This window comes from Streptomyces sp. NPDC003300, from assembly GCF_040610915.1.
Classification (GTDB): Bacteria; Actinomycetota; Actinomycetes; order Streptomycetales; family Streptomycetaceae; genus Actinacidiphila.
Map to the genome: position 1 here is coordinate 283,279 of NZ_JBEXNE010000001.1, position 16,012 is coordinate 299,290.

The window sequence follows — 16,012 nt, forward strand, 5'->3', positions numbered from 1 at the left end:
GAGAACGGAAATACGAAAAACAGAATTCTGACAAGTCTCTGACCAGGTGCCCACACCCCTTGTCCACGATGTGGTCATGCCGATCACGACCCCAGCCACGCCCTTCCGCCGCCGCAGCCTGTCCCGTCACGCGGCGTTGACCGCCGCCGGTCTGGCCGCGGTCACCGCGCTGGCCTCCCTGACCGCGTGCGGCGGTTCCCACTCCTCCGAGGGTGCCCGCGGCAGCGGTGTGGCATCGCTCGCCGCCACCTCGCCGCCCGCACCGGGCTCGGTGCCGTCGTCGGGGTCCTCGACGTCAGCGGCGGGCGAAAACCCGGCGGCACCGGCACCCGACCCGTCCAACAGCGCCTCCGGTCGTCCCCAGATACGGCTCGACGACTCCCCCGCGACCCAGATGCGCCTCACCAACGCCTACGCGTCCTGCCTGATCCAGCACGGTGCCACTCGCGAGACCGGGGGTGCGGGCAAGGAGCAGGGCGGAATCCAGGCAATCGGCGTGAAGGACGGTGCCCCGCGGGCCGCGATCATCGCCTGCGAGTCGAAGGAGCCGCTCATGCCGACCAGCGAGGACCCGGACAACCCGCACGCCAGGGACTACGTGCGGGACGAGGTGAACTGCATCAACCGCAAGGGCTACGAGACGGTCAGAGCCTACGAGGGCGGCTTGAGCTGGACCTACGTGCGGGCGCCCCGCACCCAGGAGCAGGGCGAGAAGGCCATGGCGGCGGAGCGGGCCTGCCACATCCAGGTGTACTCGCACGTGTACCCGTAGGGAAACGGGAGCGGGTGCGCGGGGGCGGTGCCGTGACGGCCGCCGCCGACCGGGCCGGGCAGCGGCCGTGGTGAACAGGAGCTCGGAAAGTACGTGTGCGACCGATGATGAAACAGAGGGGCCGGGTCATGGCCGACAGCAAGAGCCCCAGACACCGGGCGGGCGGCGGCGGTGCGTCGCCCGGCGGTGATCTGCTCGGGGCCGGGGCCGGGGACGGGGGCGGACCGCCGGGCGACGACGGCCGCGGGGACGAGGAGTCGGCCGCGCCGTCCCGGCGGCCGGGCGGGCGGGCGCTCGTCGGCCTCGGGGTGGCGGCAGCCGTCGCGGCAGCGGCCGTGGGGGCGGTCGTCATGCACCACGACAGCAGGTCCCCCGGCCGGGGGACGGCGTCGACGCCGGTGCAGACCGTCGCCGTGGTGCGTACCGACCTGTCCAGCTCGCAGAGCCTCAGCGGGACGCTGGGCTTCGGAAAACCGGTGACGGTCAAGGGCGCGGGCACCGGCACGGTGACCCAGCTCCCCGCGCAGGGGGAGAACGTGTCCCGCGGCCGTCCGCTGCTGCGGGTGGACGACCACCCCGTCATGCTCTTCTACGGCAGCACCCCGCTGTTCCGGCCGCTGGACCGGCGGGGGCTGGTGGGCCGGGACGTGGCGATGGTCGCGGCGAACTTGAAGGCGCTCGGCTACGACATCGGCGCGCAGCCGTCCGTCGGCAGCACGATCCGGCAGGCCGACGCGCCCGCGGCGGGCAGCGGGTCCGCGACCTCCGGCACGGACGGCTCAGGACCGGGCCACGGCTCCGGATCGGGTGCGGGCTCGGCTCCCGGCGCCGGCTCGGGCTCCGGGCCGGCATCCGCGACCGCCGGTACGACGGCCCCGCCCGGCGACGGCCCGCCCGCGGCGCCCCCGGCGTCGCCGACGACGGTCGTCGTGCGGCGCGGGGACGGTGTGCTCACCTCGTCCCTCATGGCGGCGCTGAAGCGCTTTCAGCGGACGTTCGGCCTTCCGGCCACCGGCACCCTCAGCCCAGGTGACGTGGTGGTGCTGCCCGGCAGGGTCCGGGTCAGCGGAGTGCAGGCGGCCCTCGGGGACCCCGCCGCCGAGCCGCTGATGTCCGTCACCCTGGCCGACAAGACCGTCACCGTGCCCGCCGACCCGGACGCCGTGAGCAGCATCAAGGAGAACGACCGTGTCGTCGTCACCCTGCCGGACAGCTCCACCACGCCCGGCCACGTCGCCACGGTGAGCACCACCGTCAAGGAGCAGGGTTCGGCGGACGGCGGCTCGGGTGACGACTCCGGCAACGCGCCCCAGCAGAACGTCTCGGTGGCGCTGGACCGGCCGGCCGACGTACGGAACCTGGACTCCGCCCCCGTGCAGGTCGAGTTCACCGGCAAGGTCGAGAAGGGGGTGCTGGCGGTGCCGGTCGGCGCGCTGCTGGCGCTCAGCGGCGGCGGCTACGCGGTGCAGCTGAGGAGCGGCACCCTGGTCGCGGTGCGCCTCGGGATGTTCGCCAAGGGTCTCGTCGAGATCACCGGGACGGGTATCACCGCCGGCACCCGGGTGGTGACGGCCGCGTGAGCCCGGTCCTGGCTGTACGCGGCGCCAGCATGGCCTACCCCGGCGGCGTTCTCGCCCTCGACCGGGTCTCGCTGACCATCGAGGAAGGCGAACTGCTGGGCATCGTCGGTCCCTCCGGCTCCGGCAAGTCCACGCTGCTCAACATCATGGGCACCCTGGACCGTCCCACCAGCGGCGTGGTGGAGATCGCCGGGCAGGACGCGGCGCTGCTCTCCGACCGGCGCCTGTCGGCGCTGCGCGGGCGGTGGCTCGGTTTCGTCTTCCAGCAGTTCCACCTCACCGAGGGGCTCAGCGCCGCCGAGAACGTCGCCACCGGCCTGTTGTACGCGGGGGTCCCCCGGCGCAACCGGCGGCGGCTGGCACTGGAGGCCCTGGCGCGGGTCGGCCTGGCCCGGCGGACCGCGCATCTGCCGCACCAGCTCTCGGGCGGTGAGAAGCAGCGCGTGGCCATCGCCAGGGCGCTGGTCAACGATCCCGCGCTGGTGCTGGCCGACGAACCGACCGGCGCGCTGGACACGGCCAACGGGACGGCGGTCCTGGACCTGCTGGGCCGGCTCAACGAGGAAGGCACGACCATCGCCGTCATCACACACGACCTGGGCATCGCCGCCCGGCTGCCTCGCCGGCTCCAAATCCTCGACGGCCGCCTGGTCGCCGACATCCGGCAGGGGGAGCCGGTATGAGCGGTCCCGACGCGGCCCGCCGACAGCCGCCCCGCCATGGTTCTGGTCCCGGCCTCGGTTCTGACTCGGATTCAGCCGCGGGTCCACCCGCTCGTACGGGGGCCGGGCCCGCTCCCGCGCGGGCCGCACGACCGCCCCTGCGCACGGCGCCGGTCCGATTGGCGCCCTTCGACCTGCTCGGGCTCGGCCTTCTCGGCATCCGCACCCGCAAGCTGCGCGCCGCGCTGTCCGCGCTGGGTATATCCATCGGCATCGCCACGCTCATCGTCGTGACCAGCATCCCGGCGTCCAGCCAGCGATCCCTCTTCAACCAGCTCACCGCGCTGGGGACCAACATGCTCCAGGTCAGCTACGACCCGAACGCGAAACCCGCCGTGGTCCTGCCGCCGGAGTCGGTGGCGATGGTCTCCCGGATCGGCCCGGTCACCATCGCCAGCGCGGTGGCCAACCTCAATCTGCCCGTCGAACGCTCCGACAAGATCCCGGCCACCTACGCCACCGGGCTGACCACACTCGCCACCCAGCTCAACCTGCTGCCCGCCGTCAACGGCAGCATGGCGTCCGGCACGTTCCTCACCGCGGCGACGGAGCGGTTCCCGGTGGCCGTCCTCGGTGCGACGGCAGCCAATCGGCTCGGCTTCCCCGAGGTCCTCACCGGCCGGACACCGCCGCTGATCTTCGTCGGGAAGACGTGGTTCAGCGTGGCGGGCATCCTCAAGCCGGTGCCGCTGCATCCGGACCTCGACACGTCGGTGCTGGTCGGCTGGGACATCGCGGCGACCGAGCTCGGTTTCCACCGCAGCCCCACCGTGATCTACGTCAAGGCCCCGGACGACGAGATCGACGCGGTGCACGCCGTCCTGCCCGCCACCGTCAACCCGCGGCTGCCGGGCGTCGTCCGGGTCAGCAACCCCTCGTCGGTGCTCGCCGCCAAGCAGGCGACCCGGACCACCTTCTCCGCGCTCTTCCTCGGCCTCGCGGCCGTCGCCCTGCTGGTCGGCGGTATAGGCGTGGCCAACACCATGTACATCTCCATCCTGGAGCGCCGCCGCGAGATCGGCCTGCGCCGGGCCCTCGGCGCCAACCGCGGCCAGATCCGCGCCCAGTTCCTCACCGAGTCGGCCGTGCTGTCCGGCATCGGTGGCGCGGCGGGCACGCTGATCGGGGTCGCGGCGAGCTTCGCCTACTGCGCCTACCAGGGCTGGCCGACGGTCATCCCGCCTGCGGCCCTCGCCGCGGGCCTGCTGGGCGCGGTCCTGATCGGCATGATCGCCGGCGCCTACCCGTCGGTACGGGCCTCCCGGCTGACGCCGACTCAGGCCCTCAGCGCCACCTGAGAAGCAGCCGCGGTCCCGCGCGGGCGTGAGCTCACTTGCATGCCCACGTCTGGCCGCGTTCGGGTGGGAGCCGGCCGATCTGGTGGGCAAGCCTGTGTGGCTGTATCCGGGCGACCGGTGGACCGACGAGGGCTTCAGGCTGGGGCCGCAGCATGACGTACTGCGGGACGGGATCGGGAGCGAACTGGATCGGTCGCGTCCGATGGGTGACGTGGTGCGTGTCCCGCAGGGGTCATGCTGCTGGTGGGCGCCGATGCGCACGGACGTGAGCGCCCGTCAACGCCGCGCGGGCCCGGCCTTTGACGTGGATTCCGGCGTCTCTCCCGGTCAGCGATGCGCGCCGACCCGTCGGGCCAGCACTTGTCCCGGCAACGTCCCGAACAGGAAAGGATCGGTGGGAACGAAGCCGTTGCGCTCGTAGAACGCGACGAGTTCGCCGCCGCCGCCCGCCCAGCAGTCGACCCGCAGCAGGTCGACGCCTGCCCGCCGGGTCTCCCGCACGGCATGGGCCAGCAGCGTCGCCCCGATGCCGAGACCGGCGTGCCGTCGGTCGGAGACCAACAGCCGTACATACCGCTCGGGTTCTCCGGCCGGGGCGATCGGCATCTGGGGACTGGGCCCGGAGTCCAGCACCATGGCCCCGACCGGCGCTCCGCCCAACTCCGCTATATGTGGGGCACCTTCGGTCATGTACCGCTCGACCCGCTCCGCACCACCGGGCTTCTTCGAATACGGTGTCGTGCCCCACTGCTCGGTATTGCCGCGATCGTTCATCCAGACCACCGCGGAGTCGAGCATGTCCAACACGGCTGGTGCGTCGGCCGGGCTGCCCGGCCTGATCCGTATCACACGCGTGTCGTCGTTCATGGCGAAAGCCTATGGGGCGGCGCCGACAGGGGGCCGGTTACCGGGCTCTTCCCGCGAACGTCCCGGATACCCTGGGCGGCCAATGGCTCAACTCCGCAACTCCGCCGACGCCTTGACGCGGCTTTCGCGTCGAGGATGGTGATGTTCACGGGCTGCGTCACGTGCTCGCGCATCGAACCGGGCTCGCTGTTCACAAGCTTCTTCCGCATCGACGTGGAGCAGTGGCCCTGCCTGCATGTCCGGCGCCTGGCGCTGGCGTTCCGTGGCGACCCGGACTATTGCGAGGGGTGGCTGCCGGAACAGGCCCTTCATGTGTCCGGGAGGCTGTTCCGGCAGGAGAGCAGCGAAGAGTGGCCGCCCGTGCGGCCTCCCGGCGCGTGAGCGACCGCACCCGCTCGCACCGGGCCCTACCGCGTCCTGCCGGGGCCCACCCCGTCCTCCCGCCCCGTCAGTGAACGGAGAATCCGCCGTCGACGAAGACCGCCTGGCCGGTGACGTAGGCGGAGGCGCGGCTCGCGAGGAAGACCGCCGCGCCCGCGAAGTCCTCGGGCAGGCCGTTGCGCCCGACCATCGTGCGGGCGGCCAGGACCGCCACCTTCTCGGGGTCGGACGACAGGCGCGTATTGAGGGGGGTCATGACGAATCCGGGCACCAGGGTGTTGCACGTGACGCCGTACGGCGACCACGCCTCGGCCTGCGAGCGGGCCAGTGACTCCAGCGCCCCCTTGGAGACGCCGTAGGCGCCGCTCTGGACGAAGGCCCGGTGCGCCTGCTGGGAGGTGATGTGGATGATCCGCCCGAAGCCGCGTTCCGCCATGCGGGGCCCGAAGCGCTGCCCCAGCAGGTAGGGCGCCTCCAGGTTGACCGCCATCGTGGTGTCCCACACGTCCTCGCCCAACTCGCCCATCGGGGGCCGCAGATTGATCCCGGCGGAGTTGACGAGAATGTCGGGTTCGCCGAACGCCTCGACCGCCTCCTCGGCGGCCAGGCGCATGCCGTCGCGCGTACTCAGGTCGGCGCTCACCCAGGCCGCCCGGCAGCCGTCGGCTGCCAGCTCGCCGACCGTCGCGGCCAGCTCCGCCTCCCGGCGCGCCACGACCACGACGCTCGCCCCCGCGTGTGCGAGGGCCCCGGCGACAGCGCGGCCGATGCCGGAACTGCCGCCGGTCACCACGGCGACCCGTCCCTCCAGCGAGAACAGTTCGGAGAGGTAGGTCTGTGACGTCATGCCCGGATCCTAAACGGCGGGCCCGCGGCGACAACGACCAGGTCAGCCGCAGGCCCGTGGCCGGTTACGCGGCATCGCCCGATTCACGGACCCGCTTCGTGGCAACACGCCGCGGCCTGGACCGCTCCACGAGGGACGTGGCGGCGCTCCCCCACTCGGGACAGGCGAAAGTGAACCCGGCCGCGAGCAGCCGCCCCGGCACCACCCGACGGCTCTTGAGCAGCAGCACCGTGTCGGAGCGCAGCGCGAACGCCCCCAGCTCGGCCATCCAGCGCGTCGCGGGCAGCCCCAGCGGGACGCCCCAGGCCGCGCGCAGCGCCCGCATGAAGGCGCGCTGGGGAAGGGGGCCGGGCGAGGCGAGGTTCACCGGCCCCTCGATGTCGTCGCGCGCGATCAGGAACTCCACCGCCCGCACGAAGTCCTCGTCCTGGATCCAGGAGACGTACTGCGCGCCACCGGCGACCGGACCGCCGAGCCCGAGGCGCGCCAGTCGTGACAGCACGTCGAACACACCGCCCCGGTCCGGGCTCATGACCATCGCCGAGCGCAGCGCCACCTTGCGGGTCGCGGGGGTCGGCGCCTCGGTCTGCGCGCGCTCCCAGTTCTCGGCGATCGCGACGCTGTACGCCCAGTAGTCCGGCACTCCGTCCTCCGAGCCGCCGATCACTCCGGTCGCCTCGTCGTGTGCCGCGTCGAAGCGGTGGGCGTAGACCGTGGCCGTACTCATCTGGAGCCAGAGGCGCGGTGGCCGCGCGGCGGCGGCGATCGCCTTTCCGACCGCCCGCGCCGAATCCACCCGGGAGTCCATCATGACCTGCCGGTTCTCGGCGGTGTACCGGCAGGAGACGCCGGTGCGCTCAGGGCGCGCGGCGGCGCGGCCCCTGCCCGAAGATGTCGAGGACGAGCGATGCCGGGCACGAGAAATGCCGAGGGCGAGCGATGTCGGGCACGAGAGATGTCGAGAACGAGCCACCGGCTCCGTCCCAGGGACAGCGGCGGCCGCCACCGGCCGCGCGAGGACGAAGGAGAGACCAGCATGGCCATTCAGCGGATGGACAACGTCGGCATCGTCGTCGAGAACATGGACGCCGCCATCGCGTTCTTCGTGGACCTCGGTATGGAGCTGGAGGGCAGGGCCGAGGTCAAGGGGCGCTTCGCCGACCAGTGCACCGGACTCGACGGCGTCCACTGCGACATCGCGATGGTCAGGACCCCGGACGGTCACAGCCGGCTCGAACTGGCCAAGTACCGCAGCCCCGAGGCGATCAGCGGCGGACCGCGCGACCGGCCCCACAACATCCTGGGCACCCACCGCGTCATGTTCGCCGTCGACGACATCGAGGACACCGTGGCCCGCCTGCGCCCGCACGGCGCCGAAGTCCTCGGCGAGATCGCCCGGTTCGAGGACAGCTTCCTGCTCTGCTACGTCCGGGGCCCGGAGGGCATCATCGTCGGGCTGGCCGAGCAACTGAGCTGAGCGGGCAGCTCAGTTCGGCCACCTCCTCGGCGGTCCCCCGGCTCAGGGAGCGGGGATGTCCGCGATGCGCAGGGCCGCGTCGGCGGCGGCGCGGGCGAAGGCGGGGACGGGGCGGGCCGGGGTGGAGCGGTGCACGAGGATGACGCCCTCGATGAGGGCGAAGATCAGGTCGGTGCGGAGGGCCAGTTCGGGAGCGGGCAGCGCGCGCCCCGGGGCAGTGGCGGCCAGCAGGCGGGCGTAGGCGGCCTTGAGGTCGGCGCGGGCGCGGCGGAAGGCGGTGAAGCGCTCGGCGGCGACCTCGGGCAGGAGGTAGAGGGCGCCGAGATTGTGCGGCCCCGCGCAGAGGAGTTCGGCGTCGTAGCGGCACAGGTCCCAGAGCCGGGCCTCGGCGGGGCGGGTGTCGTCGGCGAGCAGCGCGCGGGCCAGGTCGAGGGACGGGGTGACCGTGCCTTCGAGGAGTTCGGCGAGCAGATCCTCCTTGCCGCCGACGTAGTGGTAGATCGACGCCTGCCGCATCCCGGCCCGCTCGGCGACCGCCCGCGTGGTGGTGGCGGTGTAGCCGCGCGTGGTGAAGAGTTCGGCCGCCGCCGCGAGCAGTTCCTCGCGCACGCTCATGCCGCTGTCCGGTCGCTGCTGGGCGCGCGGCCTGCCGACCCGTTTTCCGCTCGTGCTCACCCGCCGATCGTCGCACGCGGCGACGCGACGACGACGGCGGGCAGTCCGGTGAGGGGCCGGTAACCGGGCGGCAACAACCGGGCAATCGCCGTGAAGCCACTGCCGCCTAATTTCTGTCGAGCGACAGAAATTCGTGTGGAGCAGGAGCCGTGAGACGACGGAGGTGCAGCCCCGTGGCGACAGGGACGACCGGTGGAAGGAAGACCGGCCAGAGCACGGCCCGCAGGACATCCCGCAGGGCCCCGCGCCCGACCGGGACCACGTACGAGGCCAGGGAGCACGCCCGCGCCCAGGAAGGGGCCCGCGCCGCCGCGATGCCTCAAGTGCCCGCGCCCGAGGGCCTGTTGTGGTCGGAGACCGTGGCGGGCGGCGGCTACACCCACAAGGTGCTGGCCCGCGGCAGCGAGCTGCGGCTCGCTGACCCGACCGGCGACGCGTGCGCGCACGTCCTGCTCTTCGTGGACGGCCGCCCCTGGGAGCGGCTGAACGCGGCCGACACCGTCAAGGTCCAGTGGAACGCGTATCTCGGCGCGGGCCGCCTCCTGCTGTCCGACCAGGGCCGCGTCCTGGCCTCCCTGGTCTCGGACACCAGCGGGCGGCACGACACGCTGTGCGGTACGTCGTCGGCGGCGCGCAACACCGCGCGGTACGGGGACGGTTCGGCGCAGGGCCGCTCCCCCGCGGGCCGCGAGCTGTTCCTGCTGGCCGCCGCCAAGAACGGGCTGGGGGCCCGCGACCTCCCGCCGTCGCTCTCCTTCTTCCAGGGACTGCGCGTGGAGCCCGACGGGGCACTGGAGTTCATCGGTTCCGCGGGGCCCGGCACGAGCGTGACCCTGCGCGCCGAGCAGCCGCTGACCGTACTGCTGGCCAATGTGCCGCACCCGCTGGACCCCCGACCGGCCTACACCTGCGGCCCGTTGGAGGTACGCGCACGGCCCGGCGCCGCCACCGCGCCCGGCGACCCGCTGTGGGACGCGACACCCGAGGGCCGCCGCGCCTTCCTCAACACCGCGGAACACCTGACCGCCAGGGGGATCGTATGAACGGCCAGAATGTGACGGACGACCGGGGCCGTACGGACGACGCGGACGGCGCGGACGGCGCGGACCGGACCGGCGGCCAGGACCGTACCGAGGGCCCGTCCCCCCGGGGCGGCGCGACCTCCGTGACCGTACCGGCGCGGGCACCCTGGTCCGCGGTGATCCCGGCGGGCGGCCACCTCACCATCACCGACCTGCACGGCAACCAGGCTGTGGACTTCCTGGTCTACGACGCCCACGACACCGCTGTCCGCTACAGCGCGCCCGACACCGTACAGGCCCAGGGCAACCTTTTCCTGACCACCGGCAGCGTGCTGCTGTCCAACGAGCACACCCCGCTGATGACCGTGGTCGCCGACACCTGCGGGCGGCACGACACGATCGGCGGCGCGTGCTCCAAGGAGTCCAACACCCTGCGGTACGGCCACCACACGTGGTCGCAGCATGCCTGCGTGGACAACTTCCTTTCCGAGGGCGCGCGTTACGGCCTCGGCAAGCGCGACCTGGTGAGCAACGTCAACTGGTACATGAACGTGCCCGTCGAGGAGGACGGCGCCCTCGGCATCGTGGACGGCATCTCCGCGCCCGGCCTTGAGGTCGAACTGCGCGCCGAGACCGACGTGTTGGTCCTGGTCTCCAACTGCCCGCAGATCAACAACCCCTGCAACGGCTTCGATCCGACCCCGGTCCTGATGACGGTCAGGACGCCGGGCCGGGCCGGGGACACGGTCGGCGCGCCGTCCGGAGAGGCGGTCCGATGACCGACGAGCCCGTGAAGCGCGCCCCCGCGCGCTTCGACACCCTGCTGGTCGCCAACCGCGGCGAGATCGCCGCCCGGATCATCCGCACCGCCCGCCGGATGGGGCTGCGCACGGTCGCGGTCTTCTCCGACCCCGACCGCGCCGCGCCGCACGTGCACCTGGCCGACGCCGCCGTACGGCTGGGCCCCGCACCGGCCAAGTCCAGCTATCTGGACGTGGACGCGGTGCTCGCGGCGGCCCGCGAGACCGGCGCGGGCGCCGTCCACCCCGGCTACGGATTCCTGTCGGAGGACGCGGACTTCGCGCGCCGCTGCGAAGCGGCGGGGCTCGCCTTCGTCGGTCCGACCCCGGACCAGCTCGAACTCTTCGGCGCCAAGCACACCGCGCGCGCCGCGGCGGAGGCGGCCGGGGTGCCGCTGCTGCCCGGCACCGGACTGCTGCCCGACGTGGACAGCGCGCTGACGGCCGCCGCGTCGCTCGGCTATCCGGTGATGCTCAAGGCGACCGGCGGCGGGGGCGGCATCGGCATGCGCGCCTGCCACTCCCCCGCCGAACTCACCGACGCCTGGGGCTCGGTGCAGCGTGTAGCGGCGGCCAGCTTCTCCTCGGCGGGCGTCTTCCTGGAACGGCTGGTGGAGAGCGCCCGGCACGTCGAGGTGCAGGTCTTCGGCGACGGCCACGGCCGCGTCCTGACCCTCGGCGACCGCGACTGCTCGCTCCAGCGCCGCCACCAGAAGGTCCTGGAGGAGGCCCCCGCGCCCGGCCTGCCCGACGCCCTGCGGGAGCGACTGGCGCTCAGCGCGCGGGCGTTGTGCGCCTCGGTCGACTACCGCTCGGCGGGCACCGTGGAATTCGTGTACGACGCGGCGCGCGGCCAGGCGTACTTCCTGGAGGTCAACACCCGTCTCCAGGTGGAGCATCCGGTGACCGAGGAGACGTACGGCGTCGACCTCGTGGAGTGGATGCTGCGGCTCGCGCAGGGCGACACACCGCTGAGCACCGGCGACGACACGCCGATTGACCTGTCGACAAAGCGAGTGGGACACGCCGTGGAGGCCCGGATCTACGCCGAGGACCCCACGCGCGGCCACCTGCCGAGCGCGGGACGGCTCACCGAGGTGGTCTTCCCGCCGGGGGTCCGCGTCGACGCCTGGATCGAGACCGGCACCGAGGTCACCACCTCCTACGATCCGATGCTCGCCAAGGTGATCGCGCACGGCGCCGACCGGGCGCAGGCCCTCTCCCGGCTCGCGGACGCCCTCGCCGCGACCAGGATCGACGGCATCGAGACCAATCTGGGGCTGCTGCGGGCCGCCGTCGCCGATCCGGCGCTGCACGCCGCGACGCACAGCACCGCGACCCTCGACGCGGTCACCGACCCCACCCGCCGGATCGACGTGGTCCGCGCGGGCACCCTGACCAGCGTCCAGGACTGGCCGGGCCGCACCGGTCTGTGGCACGTCGGCGTTCCGCCGTGCGGCCCGATGGACGACCTGTCCTTCCGGCTCGGCAACGAAGCGCTCGGCAACGACGAGGGCGCGCCCGGCCTCGAATGCACCCTCCAGGGACCGGCGTTGCGCTTCAGCCACCCCACCACCGTCTGCGTGACCGGCGCCCCCGCGACCGTCACGGTCGACGGACACCCGGTGCCGCGCTGGGAGCCGGTCACCGTACCGGCGGGCGCGCTGCTCGACATCGGCGCGCCGGAGGCGGCAGGGCTGCGCACATATCTGCTGGTCGCGGGCGGCCTCGACGTCCCCCGCTTCCTCGGCAGCGCGGCCACCTTCACGCTCGGCGGATTCGGCGGCCACGGCGGCCGGGCGCTGCGCGTCGGTGACGTCCTGCACGGCGGTACGACGACGGAGGCGAGCGGCCCCGTACCGGCCTCGCTGCGGCCGGAGTGGGGGACGCGGTGGCTGATCGGCGCCGTCGAGGGCCCGCACGCCGCGCCGGAGTTCTTCACCGAGGACGACATCCGCGACTTCTACGCCGCCGAGTGGAGCGTGCACTTCAACTCCGCGCGCACCGGCGTACGGCTCGTCGGCCCGAAGCCGCGCTGGGCGCGCTCCGACGGCGGCGAGGCGGGACTGCACCCGTCCAACATCCACGATACGCCGTACGCGGTCGGCGCCGTCGACTACACGGGCGACATGCCCGTACTGCTCGGTCCCGACGGCCCCTCGCTCGGCGGATTCGTGTGCCCCGCGACCGTCGTGACCGGTCAGCGCTGGAAGCTCGGGCAGCTCCGGCCGGGCGACACCGTACGATTCGTGCCGGTCAGCGAGGACGCCGCCGCCGGGCTGCGGCGCGCGCCCGCGACCATGCCGACGCCGTCGCGGCCCGTCATCGCCGACGGGGGTGTCCTCGGGCGCGCCGAAGCGACCGCGACACGCCCGGCCGTGACGTACCGCCGCAGCGGCGACGACAATCTGCTCGTCGAATACGGGCCCATGCAGCTCGACTTGGCGCTGCGGATGCGGGTGCACGCCCTGGCGGAACACCTCGCCGCCCAACGCCTGCCCGGCGTCGTCGACCTCACACCCGGCATCCGCTCCCTCCAGATCCACGCCGACCCGGGCGCGCTGCCCACCGCCAAACTGCTCGACGCCGTGCGCGAGGCCGAGGAGCAACTGCCGCCCACCGACCGGCTCGTGGTGCCCAGCCGGACCGTGCACCTGCCGCTGTCCTGGGACGACCCCGCCACGCGTGAGGCCATCGAGCGCTACATGGCGGGCGTCCGCGACGACGCGCCGTGGTGCCCGTGGAACATCGAGTTCATCCGCCGCGTCAACGGTCTCGACTCCGTGGACGACGTGTACCGGACCGTCTTCGACGCCGAATACCTCGTGCTCGGGCTCGGCGACGTCTACCTCGGCGCGCCCGTCGCCACGCCGCTCGACCCGCGCCACCGGCTCGTCACCACCAAGTACAACCCGGCGCGCACCTGGACGGCGGAGAACTCCGTCGGCATCGGCGGGGCCTACCTCTGCATCTACGGCATGGAAGGGCCCGGCGGCTACCAGTTCGTCGGCCGTACGATCCAGGTCTGGTCCAGCCGCGCCCGCCGACAGCCGTGGCTGCTGCGCTTCTTCGACCGCATCAAGTGGTATCCGGTCTCCGCCGACGAACTCCTCGACCTCCGGGCCGACATGGCGGCCGGGCGCCTGCCGCTGCGGGTGGAGGACGGGAGTTTCGCCCTCGCGGACCATCAGCGGTTCCTCGCCGACAACGCGGAGTCCATCGCGGCCTTCCGCGCCCGGCAGGGGGCCGCGTTCGCCGCAGAGCGCGACGCGTGGGAAGCCGCCGGTGAGTTCGCCCGCACCGACGACTCGGCCGCCGCCGTCCCGGCCCCCGCCGCCGTCACCGTGCCGCCCGGCGGCCGTACGGTCGACGCCGAATTCGCCGCCGCCGTCTGGCACATCGCCGTCCGCCCCGGCGACTGCGTCGCGGCCGGGCAGCACCTCCTGACCCTGGAGGCCATGAAGATGGAGTCCCCCGTCACCTCCCCCACCGGCGGCACCGTCGCCCAAGTCCTCGTCTCCCCCGGCGACCAAGTCACCCCCGGCACCCCCCTCCTGACTCTCTCCCCCTAACCCACCCCCTTCCGGCTCACGCCGCCTCAATCGCCGGCGGGGCTGATTTGTGCCGCCACCGCCGATCGGCAACCCACCCCACGGGCCCCCTCACGGGCACCCCAAAGGCCCAACCAGCCCGCCGGGCGCACGACGCCATAAGCAAAAATCAGCCCACCGGCTGAGCGGCAAGCACTCGCCCCGCATGCGGCCAGGCGTGTGCGACGCGCCAGAAGCAAAATCAGCCCGTCCGGCGATTGAGGACTAGCCCCAGCGGCAATGAGCGGCCCCCTGCCACCGCACTCGCACCCGCACATCAGACGGAGGAAGCCCATGGAGAGCGCTCAGGACCGCGTGCGGGCCGCGTATCGGCGGATCGCGGAGGTGGACCGCCCGGAGGTGTGGATCGCGCTGCGCGCGGAGGAGGAGGTGCGGACGGAGGCAGCGGAGGTGGACGAGAGAAGCGCGGCCGGAAAGGCGCTGCCGCTGGCGGGACGGCTGCTGGCGGTGAAGGGGAACATCGACGTGGCGGGCCTGGAGACGACGGCGGGCTGCCCGTCGTACACGTACGCGCCGAGGCAGGACGCCCCGGCGGTGCGGGCCCTGCGCGCGGCGGGCGCGATCGTGCTGGGCAGCACGAACATGGACCAGTTCGCGACGGGCCTGGTCGGCACGCGAAGCCCCTACGGCGCGGTGCGCAACGCCGTCACCCCGGAGCGGGTGAGCGGCGGCTCCAGCTCGGGCTCGGCCGTCGCGGTGGCACTCGGCCTCGTGGACGTGGCGCTCGGTACGGACACGGCCGGCTCCGGCCGCGTCCCGGCGGCGTTCAACGGCATCGTCGGGGTGAAGCCGACCCGCGGCCTGGTGTCGACGCGCGGCGTCGTACCGGCGTGCGCGAGCCTGGACTGCGTGTCCGTCTTCGCCAGGACACTGCCCGAGGCCCGCCGCACGATGGCGCTCCTCGCGAGCTGCGAGGCACCGCCGCGCCGCCCTGGACCGTGGCGCGTGGCGGTGGCGGCGCGAGCGCAACTCGGCGAGATGGACGCCGGATGGGCGGCGGCCTACGAGGCGGCGGCGGACCGGCTGGCCGCCGCCGGGGCCGAACTGCGGACACTGGACCTGACGCCGTTCACGCGGGCGGCGGCGCTGCTCTACGAGGGCGCTTTCGTCGCGGAACGCTGGTCAGCCGTGGGCGAGTTCATCGAGGCGCACCGGGACGCCCCCGACCTGGACCCGACCGTCGCAGCCGTCATCACGGCGGCCCGCGACCTGCCCGCGCACCGCCTCTTCACCGACCAGCGGCGGCTGGCCGCGCTGCGCACCGAGGCCATGGCGCGACTCGGCGACGCCGACGCCCTGTTGCTGCCGACCGCACCAGGGCACCCCACGCTCGCCGAGGTCGCCGCCGACCCGCTCGGCGCCAACGCGCGCCTCGGCCGCTTCACCAACTCGGCCAACCTGCTGGACCTTTGCGCGGTCGCGGTCCCGGCGGGCACCGTCGAGGGCCGGCCCTTCGGCGTGATGCTGCTCGGCCCCGCGCACACCGACGACCGGATCGCGGACGTCGCCGCCCTGCTGGAGCCGCCTCTCCGCGTCGCCGTGGTCGGCGCCCACCTCAGCGGCCAGCCCCTCAACCACCAACTCGTCGCGCTCGGAGGCCGGTTGACGGCCAAGACCACCACCGCCCCCGCGTACCGGCTCTACGCCCTGGACACCGAACCCGCCAAGCCAGGTCTGGTGCGGACCGAGAAGGGCGGCGCCGCCGTCGAGGCCGAGGTCTGGGAGCTGACCGCCGCCGGTCTCGGCGCGCTGACCGCCGCCCTGCCGCGCCCGATGGCCCTGGGCAGCGTCGAGTTGTCCGACGGCACCAGTTGCCCCGGCTTCCTGTGCGAGCCGTCGGCGCTCGACAGCGCCGAGGACATCACGGCCTACGGCGGCTGGCGCGCGTACCTCGCCGACCGGTCCGGGGCATGAACTTCGACGGCGGACGCGGAGAAGTCGCCCCACCCGTCCCCCGCCA

Annotated in this window: 13 protein-coding genes and 2 pseudogenes; 11 read left to right on the forward strand and 4 right to left on the reverse strand. The window is 73.3% G+C overall.

Annotated features, from left to right (window positions below):
* The first annotated feature begins 76 nt into the window (after positions 1-76).
* The 5 genes and pseudogenes from ABZX65_RS01020 to ABZX65_RS01040 form a co-directional block, all read left to right on the forward strand.
* Positions 77-772, forward strand: coding sequence for a hypothetical protein (locus ABZX65_RS01020; RefSeq protein WP_355332941.1), 696 nt, complete (start codon positions 77-79; stop codon positions 770-772).
* 128 nt (positions 773-900) lie between these two features.
* Complete coding sequence (locus ABZX65_RS01025) at positions 901-2,352, forward strand: peptidoglycan-binding domain-containing protein (protein ID WP_355332944.1); 1,452 nt, start codon at positions 901-903, stop codon at positions 2,350-2,352.
* Positions 2,349-3,035, forward strand: coding sequence for an ABC transporter ATP-binding protein (locus tag ABZX65_RS01030; RefSeq protein ID WP_355332945.1), 687 nt, complete (start codon positions 2,349-2,351; stop codon positions 3,033-3,035). The genes ABZX65_RS01025 and ABZX65_RS01030 overlap by 4 nt, the downstream gene beginning before the upstream one ends.
* A 158-nt stretch (positions 3,036-3,193) precedes the next feature.
* Positions 3,194-4,372: an ABC transporter permease gene (locus ABZX65_RS01035; protein WP_355332948.1), complete on the forward strand. Its 1,179-nt coding sequence runs from the start codon at positions 3,194-3,196 to the stop codon at positions 4,370-4,372.
* Between the two features lie 35 nt (positions 4,373-4,407).
* A pseudogene (locus tag ABZX65_RS01040) lies at positions 4,408-4,571 on the forward strand (diadenosine tetraphosphate hydrolase); the annotation flags it as partial.
* A 128-nt stretch (positions 4,572-4,699) separates the two neighbouring features.
* Here ABZX65_RS01040 and ABZX65_RS01045 read toward each other — a convergent pair.
* Positions 4,700-5,239 (reverse strand): GNAT family N-acetyltransferase, encoded by a 540-nt coding sequence (locus ABZX65_RS01045; RefSeq protein WP_355332949.1) that lies wholly within the window; start codon positions 5,237-5,239, stop codon positions 4,700-4,702.
* A 135-nt stretch (positions 5,240-5,374) separates the two neighbouring features.
* Here ABZX65_RS01045 and ABZX65_RS01050 point away from each other — a divergent pair, with 135 nt between their 5' ends.
* Positions 5,375-5,620 carry a hypothetical protein gene (locus tag ABZX65_RS01050; RefSeq protein WP_355332951.1) on the forward strand — a complete coding sequence of 82 codons (246 nt, stop codon included), beginning with the start codon at positions 5,375-5,377 and terminating at the stop codon, positions 5,618-5,620.
* A gap of 67 nt (positions 5,621-5,687) precedes the next feature.
* Here the strand turns inward: ABZX65_RS01050 and ABZX65_RS01055 are convergent, their stop codons facing one another.
* Together ABZX65_RS01055 and ABZX65_RS01060 are read right to left on the reverse strand one after the other, a co-directional pair.
* The gene (locus tag ABZX65_RS01055) at positions 5,688-6,467 is read right to left on the reverse strand and encodes an SDR family oxidoreductase (RefSeq protein ID WP_355332954.1); all 780 of its coding nucleotides are present in this window, start codon (positions 6,465-6,467) and stop codon (positions 5,688-5,690) included.
* A 64-nt stretch (positions 6,468-6,531) separates the two neighbouring features.
* A pseudogene (locus ABZX65_RS01060) lies at positions 6,532-7,314 on the reverse strand (DUF1731 domain-containing protein); the annotation flags it as partial.
* Between the two features lie 189 nt (positions 7,315-7,503).
* Between ABZX65_RS01060 and ABZX65_RS01065 the strand changes: the two are divergent.
* Complete coding sequence (locus tag ABZX65_RS01065; RefSeq protein WP_355332956.1) at positions 7,504-7,944, forward strand: VOC family protein; 441 nt, start codon at positions 7,504-7,506, stop codon at positions 7,942-7,944.
* A gap of 42 nt (positions 7,945-7,986) precedes the next feature.
* Here the strand turns inward: ABZX65_RS01065 and ABZX65_RS01070 are convergent, their stop codons facing one another.
* Positions 7,987-8,559 (reverse strand): TetR/AcrR family transcriptional regulator, encoded by a 573-nt coding sequence (locus ABZX65_RS01070; protein WP_355333582.1) that lies wholly within the window; start codon positions 8,557-8,559, stop codon positions 7,987-7,989.
* Between the two features lie 233 nt (positions 8,560-8,792).
* On the opposite strand from ABZX65_RS01070, the gene ABZX65_RS01075 reads away from it, so the two are divergent.
* The 4 genes from ABZX65_RS01075 (at position 8,793) to atzF (ending at position 15,966) form a co-directional block, all read left to right on the forward strand.
* Positions 8,793-9,662: an urea amidolyase associated protein UAAP1 gene (locus ABZX65_RS01075; protein WP_355332959.1), complete on the forward strand. Its 870-nt coding sequence runs from the start codon at positions 8,793-8,795 to the stop codon at positions 9,660-9,662.
* The gene (locus tag ABZX65_RS01080; protein ID WP_355332962.1) at positions 9,659-10,420 is read left to right on the forward strand and encodes an urea amidolyase associated protein UAAP2; all 762 of its coding nucleotides are present in this window, start codon (positions 9,659-9,661) and stop codon (positions 10,418-10,420) included. The genes ABZX65_RS01075 and ABZX65_RS01080 overlap by 4 nt, the downstream gene beginning before the upstream one ends.
* Positions 10,417-14,013: an urea carboxylase gene (uca, locus tag ABZX65_RS01085; protein WP_355332965.1), complete on the forward strand. Its 3,597-nt coding sequence runs from the start codon at positions 10,417-10,419 to the stop codon at positions 14,011-14,013. The genes ABZX65_RS01080 and uca overlap by 4 nt, the downstream gene beginning before the upstream one ends.
* Positions 14,014-14,325: 312 nt before the next feature.
* A complete protein-coding gene (gene atzF, locus ABZX65_RS01090; protein WP_355332967.1) occupies positions 14,326-15,966 on the forward strand; it encodes an allophanate hydrolase in 1,641 nt (546 codons plus the stop codon).
* The last annotated feature ends 46 nt before the right edge of the window (positions 15,967-16,012 follow it).

Bases quoted from the DNA above. Each gene is read 5' to 3' on its own strand.
- ABZX65_RS01020 (WP_355332941.1), top strand. From the start codon at position 77: ATGCCGATCACGACCCCAGCCACGCCCTTCCGCCGCCGCAGCCTGTCC.
- ABZX65_RS01025 (WP_355332944.1), top strand. From the start codon at position 901: ATGGCCGACAGCAAGAGCCCCAGACACCGGGCGGGCGGCGGCGGTGCG.
- ABZX65_RS01045 (WP_355332949.1), bottom strand. From the start codon at position 5,239: ATGAACGACGACACGCGTGTGATACGGATCAGGCCGGGCAGCCCGGCC.
- ABZX65_RS01050 (WP_355332951.1), top strand. From the start codon at position 5,375: ATGGTGATGTTCACGGGCTGCGTCACGTGCTCGCGCATCGAACCGGGC.
- ABZX65_RS01055 (WP_355332954.1), bottom strand. From the start codon at position 6,467: ATGACGTCACAGACCTACCTCTCCGAACTGTTCTCGCTGGAGGGACGG.
- ABZX65_RS01065 (WP_355332956.1), top strand. From the start codon at position 7,504: ATGGCCATTCAGCGGATGGACAACGTCGGCATCGTCGTCGAGAACATG.
- ABZX65_RS01070 (WP_355333582.1), bottom strand. From the start codon at position 8,559: ATGAGCGTGCGCGAGGAACTGCTCGCGGCGGCGGCCGAACTCTTCACC.
- ABZX65_RS01080 (WP_355332962.1), top strand. From the start codon at position 9,659: ATGAACGGCCAGAATGTGACGGACGACCGGGGCCGTACGGACGACGCG.
- uca (WP_355332965.1), top strand. From the start codon at position 10,417: ATGACCGACGAGCCCGTGAAGCGCGCCCCCGCGCGCTTCGACACCCTG.
- atzF (WP_355332967.1), top strand. From the start codon at position 14,326: ATGGAGAGCGCTCAGGACCGCGTGCGGGCCGCGTATCGGCGGATCGCG.